Annotated in this window: 19 protein-coding genes and 4 pseudogenes; 13 read left to right on the top strand and 10 right to left on the bottom strand. The window is 67.5% G+C overall.

Going from position 1 to position 21739, the window contains the following annotated elements:
* The first annotated feature begins 210 nt into the window (after positions 1 to 210).
* The 5 genes and pseudogenes from CKY47_RS35790 to CKY47_RS37170 all read left to right on the top strand — a co-directional run.
* A complete protein-coding gene (locus CKY47_RS35790) occupies positions 211 to 981 on the top strand; it encodes a hypothetical protein (protein ID WP_306750827.1) in 771 nt (256 codons plus the stop codon).
* Between the two features lie 707 nt (positions 982 to 1688).
* Complete coding sequence (locus CKY47_RS35785) at positions 1689 to 3815, top strand: tetratricopeptide repeat protein (RefSeq protein WP_306750826.1); 2127 nt, start codon at positions 1689 to 1691, stop codon at positions 3813 to 3815.
* A 194-nt stretch (positions 3816 to 4009) separates the two neighbouring features.
* The gene (locus CKY47_RS35780; protein WP_306750825.1) at positions 4010 to 4492 is read left to right on the top strand and encodes a helix-turn-helix domain-containing protein; all 483 of its coding nucleotides are present in this window, start codon (positions 4010 to 4012) and stop codon (positions 4490 to 4492) included.
* Between the two features lie 76 nt (positions 4493 to 4568).
* Positions 4569 to 4898 carry a hypothetical protein gene (locus CKY47_RS35775; RefSeq protein ID WP_306750824.1) on the top strand — a complete coding sequence of 110 codons (330 nt, stop codon included), beginning with the start codon at positions 4569 to 4571 and terminating at the stop codon, positions 4896 to 4898.
* A 12-nt stretch (positions 4899 to 4910) separates the two neighbouring features.
* Positions 4911 to 5126 (top strand): annotated as a pseudogene (locus tag CKY47_RS37170) (transposase); the annotation flags it as partial.
* 57 nt (positions 5127 to 5183) lie between these two features.
* Here the strand turns inward: CKY47_RS37170 and CKY47_RS35770 are convergent.
* A complete protein-coding gene (locus CKY47_RS35770; protein ID WP_371320795.1) occupies positions 5184 to 6308 on the bottom strand; it encodes an IS30 family transposase in 1125 nt (374 codons plus the stop codon).
* Between the two features lie 116 nt (positions 6309 to 6424).
* Between CKY47_RS35770 and CKY47_RS35765 the strand changes: the two genes are divergently transcribed.
* From CKY47_RS35765 to CKY47_RS37165, 3 genes and pseudogenes are all read left to right on the top strand, one after another.
* A complete protein-coding gene (locus CKY47_RS35765) occupies positions 6425 to 6781 on the top strand; it encodes an IS3 family transposase (protein ID WP_306750822.1) in 357 nt (118 codons plus the stop codon).
* Positions 6778 to 7026, top strand: coding sequence for a DDE-type integrase/transposase/recombinase (locus CKY47_RS35760; RefSeq protein ID WP_306750821.1), 249 nt, complete (start codon positions 6778 to 6780; stop codon positions 7024 to 7026). The genes CKY47_RS35765 and CKY47_RS35760 overlap by 4 nt, the downstream gene beginning before the upstream one ends.
* A 51-nt stretch (positions 7027 to 7077) precedes the next feature.
* Positions 7078 to 7215 (top strand): annotated as a pseudogene (locus CKY47_RS37165) (IS3 family transposase); the annotation flags it as partial.
* 2 nt (positions 7216 to 7217) lie between these two features.
* On the opposite strand, the gene CKY47_RS35750 reads toward CKY47_RS37165, so the two are convergent.
* From CKY47_RS35750 to CKY47_RS35725, 6 genes and pseudogenes are all read right to left on the bottom strand, one after another.
* Complete coding sequence (locus CKY47_RS35750) at positions 7218 to 7961, bottom strand: hypothetical protein (RefSeq protein ID WP_371320796.1); 744 nt, start codon at positions 7959 to 7961, stop codon at positions 7218 to 7220.
* 601 nt (positions 7962 to 8562) lie between these two features.
* Positions 8563 to 8759 (bottom strand): annotated as a pseudogene (locus tag CKY47_RS35745) (IS5/IS1182 family transposase); the annotation flags it as partial.
* Between the two features lie 103 nt (positions 8760 to 8862).
* Complete coding sequence (locus CKY47_RS35740) at positions 8863 to 9267, bottom strand: hypothetical protein (RefSeq protein ID WP_306750820.1); 405 nt, start codon at positions 9265 to 9267, stop codon at positions 8863 to 8865.
* Positions 9264 to 10253 (bottom strand): hypothetical protein, encoded by a 990-nt coding sequence (locus CKY47_RS35735; protein WP_306750819.1) that lies wholly within the window; start codon positions 10251 to 10253, stop codon positions 9264 to 9266. The genes CKY47_RS35740 and CKY47_RS35735 overlap by 4 nt, the downstream gene beginning before the upstream one ends.
* Positions 10250 to 12574 carry a hypothetical protein gene (locus CKY47_RS35730; RefSeq protein WP_306750818.1) on the bottom strand — a complete coding sequence of 775 codons (2325 nt, stop codon included), beginning with the start codon at positions 12572 to 12574 and terminating at the stop codon, positions 10250 to 10252. Before CKY47_RS35730 ends, CKY47_RS35735 begins: the two co-directional genes overlap by 4 nt.
* Positions 12564 to 13925, bottom strand: coding sequence for an AfsR/SARP family transcriptional regulator (locus CKY47_RS35725; RefSeq protein WP_306750817.1), 1362 nt, complete (start codon positions 13923 to 13925; stop codon positions 12564 to 12566). Before CKY47_RS35725 ends, CKY47_RS35730 begins: the two co-directional genes overlap by 11 nt.
* Before the next feature lie 217 nt (positions 13926 to 14142).
* On the opposite strand from CKY47_RS35725, the gene CKY47_RS35720 reads away from it, so the two are divergent.
* A complete protein-coding gene (locus CKY47_RS35720) occupies positions 14143 to 14340 on the top strand; it encodes a DUF397 domain-containing protein (protein WP_306750816.1) in 198 nt (65 codons plus the stop codon).
* Positions 14341 to 14390: 50 nt separating this feature from the next.
* Here CKY47_RS35720 and CKY47_RS35715 read toward each other — a convergent pair whose 3' ends face one another.
* Complete coding sequence (locus tag CKY47_RS35715) at positions 14391 to 15272, bottom strand: helix-turn-helix domain-containing protein (RefSeq protein WP_306750815.1); 882 nt, start codon at positions 15270 to 15272, stop codon at positions 14391 to 14393.
* A 1002-nt stretch (positions 15273 to 16274) separates the two neighbouring features.
* Between CKY47_RS35715 and CKY47_RS35710 the strand changes: the two genes are divergently transcribed.
* From CKY47_RS35710 to CKY47_RS35700, 3 genes are all read left to right on the top strand, one after another.
* A complete protein-coding gene (locus tag CKY47_RS35710; RefSeq protein WP_306750814.1) occupies positions 16275 to 16508 on the top strand; it encodes a hypothetical protein in 234 nt (77 codons plus the stop codon).
* 315 nt (positions 16509 to 16823) lie between these two features.
* The gene (locus CKY47_RS35705; protein ID WP_306750813.1) at positions 16824 to 17921 is read left to right on the top strand and encodes an integrase core domain-containing protein; all 1098 of its coding nucleotides are present in this window, start codon (positions 16824 to 16826) and stop codon (positions 17919 to 17921) included.
* 313 nt (positions 17922 to 18234) lie between these two features.
* The gene (locus CKY47_RS35700; RefSeq protein WP_306750812.1) at positions 18235 to 18993 is read left to right on the top strand and encodes a DUF8757 domain-containing protein; all 759 of its coding nucleotides are present in this window, start codon (positions 18235 to 18237) and stop codon (positions 18991 to 18993) included.
* Here the strand turns inward: CKY47_RS35700 and CKY47_RS35695 are convergent.
* Positions 18990 to 19433: a DUF488 domain-containing protein gene (locus CKY47_RS35695; protein ID WP_306750811.1), complete on the bottom strand. Its 444-nt coding sequence runs from the start codon at positions 19431 to 19433 to the stop codon at positions 18990 to 18992. The genes CKY47_RS35700 and CKY47_RS35695 overlap by 4 nt on opposite strands.
* Before the next feature lie 284 nt (positions 19434 to 19717).
* Here CKY47_RS35695 and CKY47_RS35690 point away from each other — a divergent pair.
* A pseudogene (locus tag CKY47_RS35690) lies at positions 19718 to 20478 on the top strand (transposase family protein).
* 208 nt (positions 20479 to 20686) lie between these two features.
* Here CKY47_RS35690 and CKY47_RS35685 read toward each other — a convergent pair.
* A complete protein-coding gene (locus CKY47_RS35685; protein ID WP_306750810.1) occupies positions 20687 to 21379 on the bottom strand; it encodes a hypothetical protein in 693 nt (230 codons plus the stop codon).
* Positions 21380 to 21739 lie beyond the last annotated feature (360 nt).

The following is a 21739-nucleotide window of genomic DNA, read 5'->3' as shown; positions in this document are numbered from 1 at the left end:
GTCGTGGTTGATCACCACGGGGGCTTTCGAGGTGCGCCAACGCTGACGCGGCGTGCTCGGCCAAGACACGGGCGGACGTGCAGGTCACGGGCAGCGGCCTGGTCGTCCCGAGCGCCTGGCAGCATGACGCGGCGGCTGTGAACGATCGGCGGAGCCCGGGTCGCCCGGTGCAAGACTGGACGAACAACATGACGACTCAAGGAGCTCGGTGTGGACTCTGACGCCATCGAAGGACCGTTACCGACGTCGAGCGGACGGGGTCAGCCGATCCTCGACCTGCTGGACAAGGCCATCGGCCTGCAGGCACCGCTGGTCCGCAGGAACATCGCCCGGGCCCGTCAGCGCAACCCTGAGGCGACACCGGAGGAGGTCGTCCGCACCCTGGAGCGGATGTACGTCAGCGCCCTGGCGGGCACGGGCGCCGCGGTCGGGGGCGCTGCGGCCGCACCCGCAGTCGGCACCGGGATCGCGCTGGCGCTCTCCGCGGGCGAGTTCTTCTCCTCGCTCGAACTGAGCACCCTGTTCGTGCTCTCGGTAGCCGAGGTCCACGGGGTCCGGCTCGATGAGATCGAACGCCGCCGCACCCTCGTCATGGGAATCCTGCTCGGCGAGTCCGGCTCCACGACCATCGGCAAGGTCGCCGAGCGCACCGGACGGCACTGGGGGCGCCAGCTCGTCAACAAGGTGCCCATGGCGACCCTGCGTCAGATCAACAAAGCCCTGGGCAAGAACTTCGTCACCAAGTACGGCACCAAGCAGGGGATCATCGTGCTCGGCCGGGCAGTCCCGTTCGGTATCGGCGCGGTCATCGGCGGCGGAGCCAACGCCACCGTCGCCGCCCTGGCCGTCCGGGCCACCCGACGCGCGTTCGGCCCGGCACCGCAGTCATGGCCCGAGACATCGCCGGAGTTCCCGAACGCAACACCGTCGGAAGTCGCACCGGAACCTGTGAGGTGCCAGAACTCTGCGCTGGGGCGTTGAGCTGCGGCGATCGCGCACCATGAGCCGTGGAGGCATGATGGCCAGGCATTGCGTTACGACTGATGTACCTGATCTTCGTCCGGCTCGTTGGCTCGTTGGCTGGTTGGTTCCAGCCCCGTCGGTCGGCGGCGGCCAGGGACGTGGAGTTGCCGGTGCTGCGGCATGAGGTCGCCGTGCTGCGCCGGGCCAGCCCTCGCCCGCGACTGGATTGGGCCGATCGCGTGGTGCTCGCCGCGTTGGCGCGACGCCTACCCGACCGGTTACGACACCACCGGTTGGTGACGCCGGGCACCGTCCTGCGATGGCACCGGCGACCGGTCGCGAAGAAGTGGACCCACCCGAACCGGATCGGGCGACCACCGGTCGACGATGCCGTGGTGGCGTTGATCGAGCGGATAGCCCGGAAACACCGACTGGGGCTACCGACGGATTCAAGGGGAGCAGCAGCCACCCGCCTCAACATCCGCCGACGGCAACGACTTGGCGGCATCCTCAACGAGCACCATCACGCTGCCCGACCTGCACGGACGACATTTCGGCGAGCACAGGGCTCATCAACGAGCACAACATGCCGCTTGGCCAGCAACGATGACTTTCGAACGGCACACGACACATCCGCCAGCGAGCTGACACCCCATCCCGACCCCTCTCGACGGGGCCGCATGATTGCGGCTGGCCGCGCCTCACAGCGCCCTAAGGTGACGCGCGTGACTCACCAGCACGCCGTCGCAGTAGCCGGTTCGACGGTCGTCCAGGTGGGCGGGGACCTGCACGTCGGCGTGCGTGTCGAGGACGTCGTGCCACGCCAACTGCCTGCACGGCCACCGCACTTCGTCGGCCGCACGAACGACCTGGCCGCGTTGGACGAGGCACTCCGCCCCGACGCCGCCGACACGGTCGTGATCGCCTCGGTCGGCGGTGCCGGAGGCATCGGCAAGACCTGCCTGGTGCTGCACTGGGCGCACGGCCGATCGGACCGGTTTCCCGACGGACAGCTCTACGTCGACCTGCGCGGGTTCGCCCCCGAGGGCGAACCCTTGACGGCGGCGACGGCCGCGCGGGGCTTCCTCGGCACACTCGGCGTGCCCCCGGCTGCGATCCCAGTCGACGAGTACGCGCAGGCAGCGCTGTTCCGGACGCTGGTAGCCCGGCGCCGGATGCTGGTCGTCCTGGACAACGCGGCCGACTCCGACCAGGTGACGCCACTGCTGCCCGGATCTCCGACGTGCACCGTGGTGATCACCAGCAGGCGCAGGCCGAGTCAGTTGATCAACACCGCCGGAGCCCGGCATCTCGTGCTCGACGCGTTGCCCGACAGGGAGGCGCGTGCGTTGCTGGCCGCACGGCTTGGATCCGCCCGGCTCGCCTGCGAGCCCGAGGCCGTCCACGCATTGTTGCGCTGCTGTGGCGGCCTCCCGCTAGCGTTGAGCGTCGTGGCGGGACGGGCCGCAGCACACCCGCGGTTGGCGTTGAGCACGGTGGTCGACGAGTTGCACGAGGCCGGACTCGACGGTCTGGAGGACGGTGAACCGGGCACCGATGTGAAGGCGGTGCTGTCGTGGTCCTACCGCGCGCTGGACCCGCGCCACGCGGAGATGTTCGCGCTGCTGGGCTTGATCCTGGTCACGGACGTCAGCGTGGAGGCCGCTGCCGCGCTCGCCGGAACACCGGTTCGCGACGCCAGAACCGTCTTGCGTGGTTTGGAGCAGTCGTCATTGCTCACGCGCGATGACGCGGACCGGTACCACGCGCACGACCTCGTCCACGCCTTCGCCGAGGACCGGGCACGACACGACATCACAGAGCCTGCCCGAGACGGGGCCTGGCACCGCTTGACGGAGTTCCACACGCACACCGCCCACGCGGCCCGGCGGTTGCTTGAACCGCACGACATCTACATCGAACTGCCAGCGCCCTCCCGGACGTGTCGCCCCAAGCCGCTGTCGAGCCGGATGGAAGCGTTGGCGTGGTTCGCGGCCGAGCACCGGAACCTATGGCACCTGCTGGTCGTGCAGTACAGCTCGAGCCCTTGGGCCACCTGGCAGCTCGCGTGGGCGATGAGCGCCTACCACCGCCTGTCCGGGCTGCTCGGCGACGACCTGCAAGCGTGGGTCTACGCGCTGGGCGCAACGGAGGGGTGGCCGGATCCCGTCGTCGACGCCCTCGTGCACCGGCACCTCGGGCACGCCTACGTCCAGGTCGGAAGGTTCGACGAAGCACGCCACCATCTCGGCCGCGCCCTGCACGAGGCCAAGCGCGAGGACGACATCGGCAGCCAGGGATTCGTCCACCGGATCGTCTCGGTGATGTACGAGTACCAGGAACACCTCGAACCCGCGTACGACCACGCCCGGAAAGCGGTGGAGTTGTTCCGCCGAACCGGCGAACCGTTGTGGGTGGCCGACGCGATCAACGCCGCCGGCTGGTGTGCGGCCCTGCTCGGCCGGTTCAACGAAGCCGAACACCTGTGCTGGGAGGCGTACCCGGTACTGAGCCACTACGACCCCCGCGGTGCTGCCGACACACTGGACACACTGGGATTCATCGCCCACCGCACCCACCGCCACCATGACGCGCTCGAACACTTCCGCAGCGCGCTGGCCCTGTACCAGGAACTCGGCGACGTCTACCACGTCCCTGACACCCTCGACCGAACCGGCCACGTGCTGCATGCGCTCGGCCGCACCGACGACGCCGACCGCACGTGGCGGCAGGCGCTGGTCCTCTACCGCAACCAACTTCGCGTGGCCGACGCCCGCCGCGTGCGGCGACAACTGGAAGGTGGCAGGTTCGACCGGCCCTCCGAGCATCCCTGGCCCCACCGCCGCCGTTGACTGCTAGCGCCGGTCCAGGGAGGTCACCTGGGCGGGGTAACAGTCATGGGCCGGTCAGCGCACGAGGATGACCGGAGACGGCCGCAGACCGGCTGCAGGCACCCCTGCGGAGCCCGGTGGTTCGTCACCCTGTGCCGCTCGGAAACCATCGCTGCTGGTAGAGCGAGGTGTCGCCGCGTTGAGACCATGTCCGGGTGATCGTGTCCCTGCTGTTCAAGGTGACCCGGCAACTGCTGTCCGTGCCGTCGATGGTGTTGCACAGCGAGGCGGCGAAGGACGCCGAACTGCTCGTGCTGCGCCACGAGAACGCGGTCCTGCGCCGGCAACTCATGGGTCCGGGCCGCTACGAGCCCGCCGATCGATTCTGGTTCGCCGCCCTGTCCGGGTTGGTGGATCGCCGTCGGTGGCCGGAGATCTTCCCGGTCACGCCGGGCACCCTGCTCGCCTGGCATCGCAGATTCGTAGCCCGTAAGTGGGACTACTCCACGCGCCGACGTACCGGACGCCCACCGACACGAGCGGCGATCAGATCGCTTGTGCTGCGGCCCGCCAGGGAGAACCCTCGGTGGGGTTCGACGGATCCAAGGCGAACTTGTCCGTCTCGGACACCGGATCGCCTACTCGACGGTCTGGCAGATTCTGCACGACGCCGGCATCGACCCGGCACCACGCCGTGATGGCCCGACCTGGCGGGAGTTCCTCACCGCCCAGGCCCAGGGCATCATCGCGGCCGACTTCCTCCACCTCGACACCGTGCTCGGCACACGCCTGTACGCGCTCGCGTTCCTCGAACACGGCACCAGACGCCTGCACATCACCGGCCTCACCGCCCACCCCACCCAGGCATGGACCACGCAACAGGCCAGGAACCTCGCCGCCGACCTCGGACACCGGACGCAGTCCCTACGCTTCCTTCTCCGGGACCGCGACGGCAAGTACAGCCAGACGTTCGACACCGTCTTCCAGGCCGACGATCTACACGTGATCAAGAGCGCGCCGCAGGCGCCTCGGATGAACGCCCACTGCGAACGTAAGGTTCCCGGTGGCTCGGAGTCTTTCCAGGCATGGTCCGATAGGGCCTGATGGGAGTCGTCCGTGGCACCACCGAAGAAGTACCCCGACGAGTTGAGGTCCCGCGCGGTCCGGTTGTACCGGGAGTCGGACCCCAAGCCGGTGATCCGGCGCCTGGCCGAGCAGCTGGGCGTGCACCCGGAGGCGTTGCGGAACTGGATCCGGCAGGACGAGGCCGACCGCGGCGAGCGGGGCGACCGGCCCTCCGCGGCCGAGTCGGAGGAGCTGCGCCGGCTGCGGCGGGAGAACGCGGAACTGAAGCGGGCCAACGAGATCCTGAAGACCGCGTCCTTAGATTCACCCGGTCAAGGCAACACTCTCTGCCGGTGTGCGGAACCCGAGGCATTTGCGGGGTCGGTTGTTGAGTTTCGCGGCGATGGCGTCGAGGTCCTCTTGGCTGAACGTGGCCAGGGTCGTGCCCTTGGGCAGGTACTGTCGCAGCAGCTTGTTGGTGTTCTCGTTCGTGCCGCGCTGCCAAGGGCTTCGCGGGTCGGCGAAGAACACCGCGACACCGGTGGCGGCGGTGAATGCCTTATGGGCGGCCAACTCCATGCCACGGTCCCATGTCAGCGTGGTATGCAAGCGCGGGTCCATGCGTCCGTAGGCTTCGACCAGGGCCGGGACGACCACCGCGGTATGGCGGCTCGCGGGCTTGACGATCGTGAGGAACCGGGATTTCCGGTCGACCAGGGTCGCGACCTGGCTGTTGGCCGACCCGAGGACCAGGTCGCCCTCCAGGTGCCCGAGCTCGGTGCGGTGCTCCGCCCCCGGAGGGCGCTGTCCAATCGGCCGGGCGTCGACGATCTGCGAGCGCCACTGCCCCTTCACCGTGTGCCGCTTGTGCTTCCGAATTGGGCGCCCCGTGCGCAACCGCGTCGACAACACGCGCGGAACCACCTTCCAGCGGGTGGTGTAGACCGACCGGTAGATCGTCTCGTGGCTGACCCTCATCTCCGGATCGCCGTCATGGTGCAGGCGCAGGTGCCCGACGATCTGCTCGGGAGACCACTCCTGGCCCAACAACTCCACCACTTTCTCCCGCAACCCGGGACGACGGGCGAGCAGACACGGCTTGGGGCGCCTGGCCCGCTCCGAAGCCAGCTCCTGCGCGGTGGTCGCCCGATACCGGACGCGTCCGCCGTTGCGGTTCACTTCACGGCTGACCGTGGACACGGCACGACTCAGGCGTTCGGCGATCGCCCGGTAGGACTCACCCGCGTGCAGCCCTCGCGAGATTTCCTCCCGCTCGGCCAAGACCAGGCTCCCGCCACGCGCCTTGCGGGGCTCGGGAGCGATTCCACCGTGGTGCTTGAGCACGGTGAACACCGAGCCCGGCGGCTTGCCGAGTCCACGCGAGATGACGCTGATCGACTCCCCGGTCTTCCACCTCCGCCACAGGTCGGCTTTCATCTCGTTCGACATCCCCGGACGACCCAACTTCGCCACGCACACCCACCTCAACCAGCACTGTTGCTCCGACCGGTTGAATGTAAGTCCGCGTTTTTCGCGGCGGAACTCGACCCGACCCGGCGACGGTCGTGAAGCTGGTCGAGCAGCTTCGCGACCGCTTCGGGGTCGAGTTCGTCCTCCGGGTCCTGGGCGTCTCCTCCTCCACCTACCGCGGCTGGGTGGCCCGACAGGCCGACCCGTCCCGCCGTGAGCGCGAGGACGAGGCGATCACCGCCGAGATCACCGACATCCACACCGCCTCGGGCGGCACCTACGGCAGCCCGCGGGTCCACCAGGTCCTGCGGCGTCGGGGCGTCCGCGTGTCGCGCAAGCGTATCGAGCGGCTGATGCGCCAGGCCGGCCTGCAGGGCGCCTTCCTGCGTAACAATGGCGGATGCCGTCGACCAGGCGGGATCCGCGGGCCACGCCGGCGCCCGATCGGGTGAACCGGGACTTCACCGCGCCGGCGCCGGACCGGCTGTGGGTCGCCGACGCCACCCGCATCCGCACCGGCGAGGGCGCCTTCTGGCTCGCGGCCGTGCGCGACGCCTTCTCCAACCGGATCGTGGGCTGGAAGACCAGCGACCGCTGCGACACCGACCTCGTGCTCGGCGCCCTGGAGTACGCCATCTGGTCCCGCGACGTGCGCGACGGACAGTTGATCCACCACAGCGACCGCGGCTCGACCTAGACGGCCTTCCGCTTCGCGGAACGGTTGGCGGACAACGGAATCCTGCCCTCGATGGGGTCGGTCGGCGACTCCTACGACAACGCCCTGATGGAGAACTCCTTCTCCACGCTCAAGATCGAGCTGGTCTACCGGCGCTCCTGGCGCACCCGCGACGAAGCCGAGAACGAACTCTTCGCCTCCATCGACGGGTTCTACAACACCGAACGCATCCAGAAGGACCTCGGCTGGCTCAGCCCCGACGAGTACGAAGCCGCCTGGCACGCCGCCCAGAGCGAACCGACTACCATCCCGGCATCACCGACCCGATCCAGGTAACAACCGCCTCGGGTTATCGGGGGAACCTCAGGTTCGACGTCCACCCGCCGGTCACCGCCCAGGCGTGCAACCAGCAGACCACGGGCTTCGTCACGACCGGACACGTCCAACGGCAGGTGACGGGCACCGTGCCGGTCGAGCAACGAGGACATCACCGTGCGCCCGGTGACCAACACGGTGCACATCGCGCTGCCCGGCAGCAGCGGCACCACCTGCTCGGCGGTAGCAGCGTTGTCCAGCACCACCAGCATCTGCCGACCGGCCACCAGGCTCCGGTACGACGCGACCAGGGCATCCAGGTCCGGAGCAAGCCCACCGGGGTCGACACCCAGAGCGTCGAGGAAGCCCCGCAACGCCTCCGCCGGCACCATCGGCTCACCAGCAGGACTGAACCCCCGCAGGTCCACGAACAACTGTCCGTCGGGAAAACGACTCAGGTTGCGGTGTGCCCATGCCAACGCCAACCACGTCTTGCCGACCCCACCCACCCCGCCGATCGTCGAGATCATCACAGGCTCGTTCACCACCGCAGCGGCCCGATCCCCCGCCGGCACTGCGGTGTCCCGACCACCCCGCTCGGTGGCGGCCAGGACGCGGTCCAACGCGGCCAACTCCGCCACGCGTCCAGCGAAGACCCCCGGAAGGGCAGGCAACTGCCGCGGTACCGACGGGAACGGCGGAGGTGGCGCGTGTAGATGCACATCACCATGCACCACACCCACCTGCACCACCCCGACCACGGTCCCAGACGCGGTGTTGCCCACCCGCGGCCCGTCACTCCCGTCCGCGAGCCGGGAACCGAGATCAGATTGATCACCGGGTTCGTACCCCACCACTACGAACACCTCTCCAACCCGACCGGTAACAGCGGGAAACGGTCTCGTCGCCACAACACGCAGCCCGCTAAAAGGCGGACGCCTCCGCGAGAGCAGCGCACCAAGATGAGCAGCGGCATGGCCTGGACGCACTCGTGGGCGCGGTGATCATGTTGGCGACCAGGGTACGCCTCGGTCGGGTCGGATTGCTGTTGTCCGCACCGCGCCGCAGGACGCGCCACAGGTGGCGCTGGTGTCCTGGTACCGACAGCATCCGAACGGACTCGTATCACTACCGAAGAACTGACACTCGGCACTGCTGCTTGACAACTCGTCAAGTGACCAAATCCGTGCCACCAGCAACACGGCCCCACGACGGCTACCGTGATCAGCAGGCATCAAGCTGCAACCCAATGTCGAACCCGGCGGCGAGGTGGGCATGGGGTCACCGTCGCGCAGATGGGCGAGCACGAGCAGCGTCCGGCACCCGGAATCGAGTCGCCGCCACCGCGACCGACGCCGCACTCGCTTTGCGCTGATTACGTTGCCCAAGCGGACGAGTGTGTAGTTGGACAGCAGAATCGCGGCAGGGTACGACGACACGGCAAGGCTCCCGGTCGGAGCATCGGATCTTGGTCGACTGCTCGCCCACCGCTCAGCCTGTGCCGTGACCTGCACCGTGACGATGAAGGCTCACCGCCTTCCGTCACCAGGGCGTGATGAGGTCGAGCGACAACGCTGCGGCGAACACCCCGGTCAGGACCGCCACCAGCGGCGGAGGTAGCGCCTTGACCGCCTCCGCCGCAGCGTGCAGCACGACTGACAGCAACCGGTTGATCCAAAACGTGGTCCGCCCGACGACGTCTCCGTAGGTGTAGGCGAACGACGACGGGGGCTTCTCTCTGCGGCGGCTCCGGGTGCTCCAACGGTACTCGGGGAAGATCAGCAGTGTGGCCGCCACAGCGATGGCGCCGCGCAGTGCCGACGCCGCCAAGCGCAGGAGGAACGGCGCCGCCCAGCGCGTGGCCAGGCAAGCGAACACGACTGCTGCCGCGACGAACAGGACGCCCGGCGGGACGAGCGGGCCGACGATCCTCGCGGCGAGGGTCACGGCAGGCTCGCACTGCCGTTGCCGCTGGCCACCGGTTCCCTGATCGTCTCACCAGAGGAGACCAGACGCGGCTGCCCGCTGCCGGTGAGCACCCTGAAGATCGACTCCTGCGCCATCTGCAGAGCGGTCCGCACCTGGTCGTCGATCTGCCAGCGGTCGAGCGCATCGGATTCGAGCAGGCGGTTCATGAAATCGAAGGTCGCCCGGAGGCGGCTGTCCCGTTCGTCCACGAGGACCTTGACCACGGAGTCGATGTCCTCGGGCTTCAGGGTGAGCTGCAACGCGAACTGGTCGAAGTCGCCTTCGGCGATAATCGTCCGGAAGTGGTCGACTTTCCGCTGGATGTCCGACTGCCCGAGGCTCGTGTCGTCCATCGCCAAGCGGACGTGCGGCCGCACCCACAGGCCGCGGTCCGCGCCCAACGAGTCGTCCTCCAACTCCTCGTTGGCGCAGTTCTCGGCTTGGGCGGCGTCCTCTATGTCGAACCTGCGTGTCACCGCCCGCAGCCGTGCGAGAAGGCGCGGGGACAGAACCTTGCGGACGTCGGTAACGCCAGCCTGCACGACCTGCGCCGGGTCGGTCACCTTCCATTCCAGGTCGACGGTCGCCTTGAAGTAGATTTTGTCGCCGCGGCTGGGCAGGTGGGCCTTGACGGTGGACACGTGGATGCCGAGATCGACCTCGTACACCGTACGGACCTTGTTCCACACCAACTCCCCGGTGGTGGGCTGGCCCGTCGCCGGATAGGTGAGGCAGTTGCCCGAACGCGTGACGAAGACCCGAGCGACCCGGGCTCCGACCGGCAGTCGTCGGTAGAGCAGCTCGAACCGCTTGACGTGGAGTTCATCTACGATCGGGCTGCCGAAATCCGGCGCCGTGACGGGAGCGAGCGGCCGCGCGCGGTCTTTCGCGCCCTCGGCGGCGGGGGGCGGTTCCTCGGTCCGCGCGGGGTCCTTGGAGTCCGACTTGGGATCCGACTTCGTCATGACGCTTCCTCTCTGAGCGCGGGGACACGGATGGCGGCTTCGAGCAGCCGGGCGGCGTCGTCCTTAAGCGGGTCGCTCCAGTCGTGTCTCAGACGGTTGACCAGGTAGTGGAGCCGGCGCACATCGAACTCGTCGTGCACCAGGTGCGGCACGAAGGTGATCAGAGCGCGCAGGCATTCACCGTCCTTCTCCGCAGCCCGGATCCACGGCCCGAACAGGTACCTGGCCACGAAGTCACCCCGCCGCCCGCGCAGGCCCCACCGCAGCAGGTCAGCGATAGGGGTGGCCAGGTGCGACTGCTCGTCCTGCAACGCCAGCAGCAGCGGCCAGTGCTCCTGAGCCCTGGGCGTAGGGCGCTCCACCCGCCCCGCGGACAGCCGCAGCTGGTCGAGGTCGAAGCCGTGCATGTGGATCAGATAGAGCATCGCCCACCAGGCGAGCTTGCGGACGCTCTGCCGGTCGCTGGAGGTCCACTCGGCGAGCTTGCCCAGCACGGGCTCCACCTCACCGAACGCGAACAGGTTCGCCACGCTGTAGCCGGACGCCTGCACCAAACTGGCGTCCGTCCACTCGTCCAGGGCTGACTGCTGCTCAGACGGCGTGCCCAGGACGCGCAGCTCCTCGAAGGTCGAGTCGATCGACCGCCGCCCGAGGTCGTAGCCCAGAGCCGACGCGGCGGTCCAGCGCTCGGCGTCCGTGCCAGACCGGCGCCAAATCTTGAGCCGCTCGTCGACCGCGTCCGCGACCCGTTCGTCCCGCGCGGCCTGGTCGAGCGCGACGGCCGCGAAGAGTCTGCGTTGCCTCCTCCTCTTGCCCATCGCCGTGGCGCCGGGACGGATCATGTCTTCGAAGGTGGAGTGGAAGTCCAGTGAGCAGAACAGCCCGGCCGCCTGCGCGGCGCGCACCCAGATCATCGGACGGCCGTCCTTGCTCAGCGCCTTGAGCCACTGGACCATGACCTTGCGCAGACCGTGGTGGTTCTTCCACACGTAGCTGAGCAGCACCACCGGGAGGCGATCGTCCGAGTACTTCGCGAGCCCAACCGGGACGCGCTCCAGACCGACCGACATCGAACCCTCCACCACCTCGGCCCGCGACTTCGGCAACCGGCTCTGGTGATCGTCGGCGAACAGCGAGGACTGGGTCGTCGACACCCCTTTGACGTCCTTGAGGAACAGGTCGGCGAGCTGACGGCCGGTCTCTGCGACCATGTTGTACGGCGACCTGTTCAGCACCGCCAGCGCAATGCGGAACGCCGCCAGTCTCAGAGCGTCGCCCAATTCGGCCGAGCGGAGCCCCGCCAGCCCGGCGAACCACTCCACGACCTGTCGCTGCACCAACTGGGCGGCCTGACTCTCGACCTCGTCCAAGCCGATGGCGCCCCGGCCGTACTCAGCGAGCAGGCGGGCCATCCGGGCGACCTCCACCGGCCGCGGGGCCGGACCGAGCGCTCGGCGCAGGCGGTGGGATTCACCGAGTTCGCGCAACAGCGCCTGCGCATCCTGGCCGTCCTCGCGCACCTCTTCAACGAGGTGGCTCTCCAGAACCCTGTCCGAATTCGGCGGGCTATACAGCACCACGTAACTGCCCAGGTGCCAACCCTGGAGATCGTCGCGTTCGGCAATGAGAACGATGTTGCTGCCGCTCGCCCCCACCAAGTCCCGCAGCTTGTCGAGTTGGGTCTCCGTCGTGGAGCTGCCCGCCGCGTCGAGAAGCTCCACGACGTAGCCGTGCCCGTTCTCGAAGTCGTTCGACGTCAACGCGCCAATGTCCTGCCCAGCATCGAACCGGGAGATCACCTCGCACCCCACGCCGTCGAGCAGGCGTACCGCCGTGGTGAAGCGGCCCGTGCCGGGTTCGCCACAGAGCACCATGACTCGGCGGTCCTCCAGGGTCGACAGCATGTCGTCGTACCCGTCAACCGGCACGTAGCGGGCGCGCACGGCCTCCAACTCGTCCTCGTGCACCGAGCCGGACCGGCGTTTGCCACCGCGGCCCGCCGAGTAGTGGTAGTGCCGGTCCCCGACGTGCATCTCGTCCACGGCGGAATCGCGGATGAACGCCATCGGGCCGCCGGTGGTGAGGTTGCGGCCCTCGTCGTACGCCTCGCCGAACGCGCGTCGGTCCGAACCGTACGGCGCGTCCGGGTCGCTGCTCTCCGAAGCCGTCTTGCCGTTGCCCGCGCCGTCCTTCTCCCCGCTCTTGGCCGGACCCGCGCTCCGCTCGCCGCCCTTGGCGGGTCCACCGCCCTTCGCCGGTCCGGTGCCCGACGTGCCGGGATCCGCCGGTCGGTCGGTTCCGCTCGCACCCTCACCGCTCACGGCGACGCCTCGCGTCCATGTTGATCACCGTCGCGTTGAACTGCTCACCGATCCGCGCCCGGCCCTGGACGTACACAGTGGGTCCCTTAAGTACGTCTCCCGAGCGAGGTCCGCGATGCCGTTCCTCGACCTGGACCGGTCTCGGTGGCACCGAGTAACCCGGCACGCGCACCCAACCACCTGGGTGCTCCTCGACCTGCCGGTAGGAGCCCAGCTCGTACGGGACTCCTCGGCGGCGCACGACTGACTCGTGCAGTTCGTCCGACACGACGACGACCAGGTTCTTGGTCCGGGCCGCAGCCAGCACCCGTCTGGCGTAGTCAGAACCGGCCAGCTCGGTGGCCAGCTCCTCGTTCTCGACGGAGACGCCCACCCGTACTGGGAACCGCACCTCGGCGGCGACCCGGTCGAGCCACGAGGTGACCACTTCCGCGTGCGGGACGTCGGCGGGCACCACGCAGACCAACCGGTCGTCCGCAATGCTGACGTCGATGCCATCCCGGTGGAACGACCGGGAGATCGCCGTCCGCAGTGCGATCAGGTCCTCGTCGTCGGGGCGCAGCACCACAATGAGCTCTCGCTGGACCTCCTGAGCGGGAGACAGAGTCACGGGGACCACCTGGGCCGGGCGCGATGCGACGGGCCGGCGCAAGCTCTCGGCGTTGTCCATGATCATCCGCTGTAGCTTCACGAGTTCCGCGTCCACTTCGAGCCCTCCGTTTTCGACTACTTGCTTGCGGTACGTGGCGAAGGTGTCGAGCGCGTCCTGCGTGCGCCCGGCGAAGTGCAGGGAGGACATCGTGAGCCGAGTGACTTCGGCGTTGCCGGGATGCTCCAGGAACAGTTGAACCAGACCCGGTATGCACTCGTGGTACCGCCCGAGACCGATCTCGATCCCAGCGAGGCGGATCCGGGCGGCGAGGCGTTGTTCGACCAGCGCGGCCCGGTAAACCTCGATCCGACGGCTCCGCAGCCCCGCCAAGGGCACTCCTTCCGCCAGCTCCAGCGCTTCCGCGAGCAACGTGGCCGCCTGGCCGTCGGCGACGGAACGGGCCCGCGCGGCCAACGCCTCGAAGCGGCGGACGTCGACCTGCGCGTCTACGACGTCCAACCGGCAGAGTCTGTTCCTGCTCTCCAGCAGGTCGCCGATTCCGGCTGCGACCAGCCGACCGCGCAACCGCGTCATGTACCGGTCTATCTCCGACGCGGCGCTGTCCGGGGGGTCGTCCCACAGCCACTCGGGCAACGTGTCGCGCCGCACCGGCGTGCTCTTCGCGGCGAGCGCGACGAGCAAACACTGCTCCTTCTCGGTGCCGAGGTGCACGCGTTCGCCGTCGCGGTACGCCGTCACCTGGCCCCACAGTCGGAATTCGACTGGTCGATCGGTCATTTCGCCCTTTCGGTTCGATGTTTCCGCAGGCGGATCTGCGTCCGTGCAGCGGTCGTGCCAGTTGGGTGCAGCGCTCCTGCCAGTTGCTTCCAGTGGCACAGCAAGCTGTTCGGCTAGTTCGGCGGTCCAACCTCTGTCCATGCGACGGAAATGCCGGAGCGGAACAGGAGAAGGAATCGTGGACGCCAAGAACAGGAACTGGAAGAAGAGCTCGTTCAGCGAGGGTGGCGGCGCGTGCGTCGAGGTGGCCATGGCCTCGAACGGCGTGCTCGTCCGGGATTCGAAGAACCCCAGTGGACCGGAGTTGTGGTTCACCTCCCTTGAGTGGATCGCCTTCCTGTACGGCGTGATGGCCGGCGAGTTCGGCGTCCAGTGACGGACCGGTGAGCGCGAGTGTCGCGGCTGGTTGCAGCCGCGGCACCCGGCTCATCCGGTGGACGAGCGGATGTCTTCGGCAAGGGTGAGCAGAAACGAGCGGGCGTGGTCGTCGAAGACCGCCATCCGCTCCAGTCGGGACCAGTGGTTCTCGTACAGCTCGATGCCCTCGACGTCCACCACCTCGACGGGGCCGTGGATCATCTCGACCGCCACGAAGGTCCCGCGGCCCTCGTCGGGTCCTTCGTAGATGACGAATCCGTGGGAAAGGGTCGTCGACGCTTCGGCGCCGAGCGGTATCAAGCCGAGCGACACGTTGTCGAGTGTGCTGATCGAGACGAGGCGGTCGAGTTGGGCGAGCAGCAGCCGGGATGGGCCCGGTCGCCAGCGCAGGGCCGCCTCAGTGATCAGGAAGTCGAAGCGCCGCTCCGGTTCGAACACCAGCTGCTGCCGGCGCAGGCGGGCGGCGATGGCGGCACTCCGGTCCTCGTCCGAGTACGGCACCTGGAACAGGGAGAAGACACGGCGCGCGTAGTCGGCGGTCTGGAGCAGACCGGGCACCACCGAGTGCTGGTAGGTGCGCACCCGAACCGCCATGGTCTCCAGCGCGTGAATCTCGTCTTGGAGGTGGTCGCGGTCCTGGAGGAGGGCAGGCCAGTGCCGCGCCTCGCGGTGCGCGATCCTGGTCAACGCGTCGAGTCGTTCCCTTGTGTCGATGGACGCCTCCAGAGCGGCACCCCACGCGGCCACCTCGGGGAGCGAGGGGAGCACGGTTCCCGCCTCGATCCTGGACACCTTCGACTGACTCATGTTGATGCGCCGGCCGAGTTCACGACCCGAGACGCCGGATAGGCCGCGCAGTCGACGCAGCTCCGCAGCCAGCCGCGCGCGCCCGGTCGACACCGAGTCGGTGCTCTCCGCCGCCACGTCCATCTAGTTAACCCCATTCGGGATGCCGTGATTCGATATGACTTGAGTTGATTCGATTTGAGTCAGCACTCAACCAGTGCGACATCGCCGTGTCAAGCGCCTCCGAATAAATGTCAATAATCCACATGAGCAGGAATTGCATGAGCGTGTGGGGTGCCAGAACTCTGCACTGAGGTGCTGATCTGAGGTGATCGCGCCTTGCAAGGTCAGGGCATGGTCGTGAAGCGTGGCGTTACGACTGCTGTACCTGGTCTTGTCCGGCTCGTCGGCTGGTTCGCCTGCTTGGCCGGTCGTCGGCGGCCAAGGACGTCGAGCTGCTGCTGCGGCACGAGGTCGCCGTGCTGCGTCGGACCTGTGCCGCTCGAGCAGTCATCGCCGCTGGTAGAGCTGAAGCTGTCACGGCGTTGGAAGCATGTCCGGGTGATCGTGTCCCTGCTGTACAGAATGACCCGGAAGCTGGTCCGTGCCGTCGGTGCCGCTGTGCAGCGAGGCGGTGAAGGACGCCGAGCTGCTCGTGCTGCGCCACGAGAACGCGGTCCTTCGTCGGCAGCTCGCAGGTCGGATCCGCTACGAGCCCACGGATCGGTTCTGGTTCGCCGCCCTGTCCGGGCTGGTGGATCGTCGACGTTGGTCAGAGATCTTTCCGGTCACCCCAGGCACCCTGCTCGCCTGGCACCGCAGACTCATGGCCCATAAGTGGGACTACTCCGCGCGCCGAAGCACCGGACGCCCACCGACACGAACCGCGATCAAGACACTCGTGCTACGGCTCGCGAAGGAGAACACCCGATGGGGTCATCGGCGGATTCAGGGTGAACTGGCCCGACTCGGCCACCGCAGCGCCCACTCGACGGTCTGGCAGATCCTGCACGACGCAGGCATCGACCCGGCGCCACGCCGTGATGGCCGACCTGGCGGGAGTTCCTCACCGCCCAGGCCCAGGGCATCATCGCGGCCGACTTCCTCCACCTCGACACCGTGCACGGTCGAAGGCTCTACGCACTGGTGTTCCTCGAACACCGGGCCTGCCGCCTGCACATCACCGGCGTCACCGCCCACCCGACACGGGAGTGGACGACGCAGCAGGCCAGGCCCCTCGCCGCCGACCTCAGACACCGGATGGAGTCGCTGCGCTTCCTGCTACGCGACCGCGACGGCAAGTACGACCGAGCGTTCAACGCCGTCTTCCACGCCGACGACCTACACATGATCAAGAGCGCGCCACAGGCACCCGGATGAACGCCCACTGCGAACGGGTCATCGGCACCCTCCGACGCAAACTCCTCGACCACATCCTGATCCTGGAGAGGCCCACGCACGTCGGGTCCTCACAACCTAAGAGCACCACTACAACCGACACCGGCCGCACCAAGCCCGCGACCAAATGCCACCCGAGACCCAACACCAGCCTCCGGCAGTCCATGACCTCGACGCTGTGCCTGCCGACAACCCCATCCATGCAGGTAGAAGATGCACGAAGCTCAAGACCACGAAGTGCTCGCGGCACGGTTGCCATCCGCCGTGACGTCGTCCAGCACGGCATGATGAGCGGCTGTGCTGCTCCGACTGGCCTACCTCGGCGTGACCAATGCCTTCGCGCTGCTGCGCCTGCTGCCTATGAGCGACCGGGACAAGGACACGGAGATCCTGGCGTTACGGCACCAGATCACCGTCCTGGAACGCCAACTCGGTGACGCCCGTCCACGGTTCTCCCCCAACGACCGGGCGTTCCTCACGGCACTGCTGCACCGAATTCCGGTCGATGCGCTTCGTCGGCTCCGACTGCCGGTGCGTCCGGAGACAGTGCTTCGGTGGCACCAGGACTTCATGAAACGCCGCCACGCGATCAGATCCCGTCCCAGGCGGCCCGGTCGTCCACGGACCGTCCGCTCGATCCTGCTCCTGACACTGCGCCTGGCACGGGAGAACCCCACCTGGGGCTACCACCGCATCCACGGCGAACTCCTCGTCCTCGGCATCAAGATCGCCGCCTCCACCGTCCGACAGATCCTCAAGGACACCGGGATCGACCCGGCGCCCCAGCACACCACGACGACCTGGTCGGCCTTCCTCCGCTCACAGGCCGACGCTCTACCGGCCTGCGACTTCTTCGAGACCTCCACGTTGAGCGGCACCCGCCTGTACGTGCTCGCGGTCATCGAGCACGCCAGCCGCCGAATCAGGATCCTGGGCGCCACCGCGCACCCGACCGCGTCCTGGGTCACCCAAGCCGCCAGGAACCTCGTCATGGACCTCGAAGACGCAGGCCGACACGTGCGGTTGCCGATCCGAGACCACGACGGCAAGTTCCCCGCCCTGTTCGACGCCGTCCTCGCCGATTCGGGCATCGAGGTCGTCCTCAGCGGAGTGCGGATACCGCGCATGAACGCGATCATGGAACGCCGGCTCCGCAGCTGCCGACGCGAACTCCTCGACCGCACCCTCATCTGGAACCGACCGCACCTACTCCACGCCCTGCGCGAGTACGAGAAGTACTACAACACCCACCGGCCCCACCAAGGCATCGCCAACGCCCGCCCACTGCGCACACCGCCACCAGCCGTCACCGACCAAGCGGCCCTCACCCGACTCGACATCCGCCAACGGCAACGACTGGGCGGCATCCTCAACGAGTACCACCCCGCCGCCTGACCAGCACGGATGGCATCTTTAGCACGCACAGCGTTGTGGATCACCATCGATGCGAGGCGATCTTCGCTACATCACCCGAACGTCTTCACCCGGTCGAGTGATCGACGCTCATCGCTTCGTCTTCGAAAGCCGCAACAGGAACCGCACTCTCACCGTGTGCACACGACCGGAGGAATGACTTGCATGTTCACGCAGGTCACACTCGATCGTGGTGACCGATTGTCACACTGCCGGGGGTGTCATGAGTCAGGGACTGCTGTTCGGACCGGACGACGCTCCTACCGCCAAACCCGTCGGGGACGGATGGCAACAGATGCGGGTGCTGATCACCGTCAAGGCGGCGCCCAACCCGTCGGAGACCTACGGCGAGACGGTGTGCGTGGCAGGTATCCGCCTGGACTTCGACGCGCCTGGCTGGGTACGCCTGTACCCGATCAACTTCCGCGAACTCGACAGCCCGCACACCTTCAAGAAGTACGACATCGTGTCCCTGCGCGCCAAACCCGCCCGAGGCGACTTCCGCACCGAGAGCTGGCGCCCGGACATCACCAGCGTGCACACCGTGGACCACCTCAAACCGTGGACACGACGACGTGTCGAAGTCGAGCCCTACGTCGACGCGTCCATGTGCGCCGTCCGCGAAGCAGTCCACGCGAACTCCGCCGCGCCATCCCTGGCCGCCGTTCGCCCCGACCGGGTTCTCGGCATCGACATCAAGCCCCATCCGGGATGGAGCCCCGAGGATCAGCGCAAGATCGACCGCTACGTCGGTCAACTCGACCTCACTGGCGGCGACCGGACCGCACTGCAGGCGCCGCGGTTCCAGGGCTGGTACCGCTACCGCTGCACACCACGCTGCAACGGCCACCGCCAAGGCATCCTCGACTGGGAGTTCGTCGCCCTGCAACGCACGCTGAAGCACCGCAACGACGACGACCTCGTACGCGAACTGCAAGCCAAGTACCTCGACCAGATGTGCGCGCCAGGCCGGGACACCGTCTTCTACGTCGGCAACCAGGCCAAGAGCCCGCGCACCTTCAGCGTCCTGGGCGTCTACTGGCCGAAACGCTAGACCGACACCGGATCCAGACGGGCGCGAACCGCCTCCAGCACCACGTGCCGGTGACAGCGCTCCTCGTCAGCCTCGAAGCACATCACCGCCACACGCCGCTCCCCCGCCAGCACCGCCAGCCGGTCCAGAGCACTATCCGCAGCCCCCACATCCAGCAGGTCCGCGTACCGCCCACGAGCCCGCGACAACGCCACGTCGTCACCGGCGAACCCCGGCCGGTTGTCCTTCGGGTTGCCCAACTCGCGCAGATGCAGGTACTCCACCCCGGCCCCGGACACCGCCTCGGCCAACGCACGCTTGCTGAAGCCACGCTTGCGCGAGATCGGCGTCAACCGGACATCCGCCAAGACTTGCACGCCAAGGTCGGTCAGCCGGGACACGAAGCCCTCCACGTCCAGTCCCTCGTACCCGACACCCACCACACCCGGCACCTCTCGCACGGTCCGACTCTGCCACACCCTCTGTAACCACGAAACACCGACCAGCCCATGCACGGCCACCAGCCACACGGTCCTCAAGAGCGCGGAGCGGCTCCTCGGAGTTGCAGAAGTGCTCACCCTGGAGCACGACCCGGCCACCATGCCGTTCACCGCCGTTGACCTGCGGTTTCACACTGAGCCCTTTCCAATCTGGCGTGGTGGGGCTGCGGTTGTGATGGAGACGTGGCGAAGCTCCTGGTAGATGACTTCTCGACCAAGAGCAAGGCCATCGCCAGGAGCTTCGAGTGCTTGTCCACCCATCCGCGATCGACCTGTCCAGTTCACACCTCCGGTTCCTGGCGCGGGAACTGACCGCGCACCGGCGCCGGATCGGCAGCAGGTGGCGCAGGCTCGATCCCGGACGCCAAGCCCTGCTGGTGCTGGCGCATCTGCGCTGCGGCGACACCTACACCCGACTGGCCGTCGGATTCGGCGTCGGTCTGGCCACCGTCTGCCGCTACATCCACGAAGCGGTCGAACTCCTGGCCGCACTGGCACCGGACCTGGCCGACGCGGCGAAAGTCGCCTCACGCAAGGCCTACGTCATCCTCGACGGCACCCTGTTACGCATCGACCGCGTCGCCGCCGACCGGCCGTACTACTCCGGGAAGCACAAGCGGCACGGCATGAACGTCCAAGTCCTCGCCGATCCGGCCGGGCGACTGCTCTGGGTCTCGCCCGCGTTGCCGGGCTCGGTCCATGATCTGACCGCGGCCCGCACCCACGGCATCGTCGACGCCCTGGCCGCAGCGGACATCCCGTACTGGGCGGACAAGGCCTACCGGGGTACCGGCGGCCCGGTCCGCGTCCCCCACCGAGGCAAGTGGCACAACTTGTCACCAGGGCAGCAGGCGGTCAACCGCTCCCACGCCCGCATCCGCGCCCTGGGCGAACGCGCCGTCTCCACCCTCAAGAACTGGCGGCTACTGCGCAGACTCCGCTGCTCCACCACCCACATCACCGACCTGACCAAGCCGTCCTCACACTCCACCTCAACGCCGGATGAGGTTGGAAAGGCTCACTGTCCGCCACATTCTGGACGACCAGCGCCGACAACCGGAAACACCGTTCCCATAAGGAAATCGACATCCATCACAAGATCATGACCATGACTGACTACTTCGCGTCACCACCGGCTACATGCCAGAGCCGCTCGTTTGACAGACCCGTGTGCTGTGGCAGACCAGAGGTGCTGTCGGGTTACAGGCGATTTTCTAGTCGGCCTTCTTAAGTGCGTAGTCCGGCCCAGCGTTCCAGCTGAGTGGCTGGCCGATGAAGCCTGCAACCAAGTCGGCCAGGTGTTGTGCCGGGTAGTAGTAGAGGCGGGCGCAGGAGAGCGCACCGGTGAGTCCCATCGAGTGCTTGCCGCCTGCCTTGGCTCGAAGCACGTCGCGGGCAGCCACGGCGCCGGTGCCTTTCAACGGTGCGGGCCACACCTCGCTGCGCCAACCGCTTACCAGCCCGTGCGCCAGACAGTGTCGAACTTCCATCCAACCATCGGCCCTGGTCAGAATGTCGCTCCACCCGATCGTCTCCGTCGCTGGCCTTTGGTTGACGCCAGGGATGTTCCAGACCTGAAGTGAGTAGCCGTTCCCAGCGGCGGCCTTGAGGCTAGGGATCTCAGCTGCCAAGGCTGTGGCGAACTGTCGAGGCGTGGGGTTGTTCATCTTCCCGACAGCTTTCGCCACATGTGCGTACCCGTGACCATTCAACAGCAACAGGTTCGCCAGGAACTCCTCGCAGAAGCCCTCGAACGCCCCGATGGTCGACAACGCAATGGCGGGAGCTAGCGCGGCGTGGTTGCCTGAGCCGCCTATATTGCGCGGATGCAATGCGATGAGTCGCTGCGAGACCTCAAGCGCGCGAATGTATCGATCGACGGCGATCTGCAGCGATGGGGGCGTCACGATACTCCTCAGAGATAAGTCTGACCTGTGGTGCCATGGGGATGTCCCGGCTTCCCAATGGAACAACTCTGCCAGACCATGACCGTGGTGCTTGGAGCGGGACTGGTTGCGATGTTCGGGGCCATCACAACCCTGTACCTGCCGAGAACTCCATCCACGCAGGTAGAGGGCGTGCAAGGCCAAAGACATCGAAGCGCTCACAGCACGGCTGTATCCGCTGTGACATCGACAAGCACGGCATGATGACCGGCTGTGCTGCTTCGACTGGCCTACCTGGGCATGACCAACACGTTCGCGCTGCTGCGCCTGCTGCCCATGAGCGACCGGGACAAAGACACGGAGATCCTGGCGCTACGCCAC

It is taken from the genome of Saccharothrix longispora (genome assembly GCF_030852425.1).
Classification (GTDB): Bacteria; Actinomycetota; Actinomycetes; order Mycobacteriales; family Pseudonocardiaceae; genus Actinosynnema; species Actinosynnema longispora.
The sequence above is the reverse complement of the archived record's forward strand: the minus strand, read 5'-3'. Positions and strand labels throughout refer to the sequence as shown.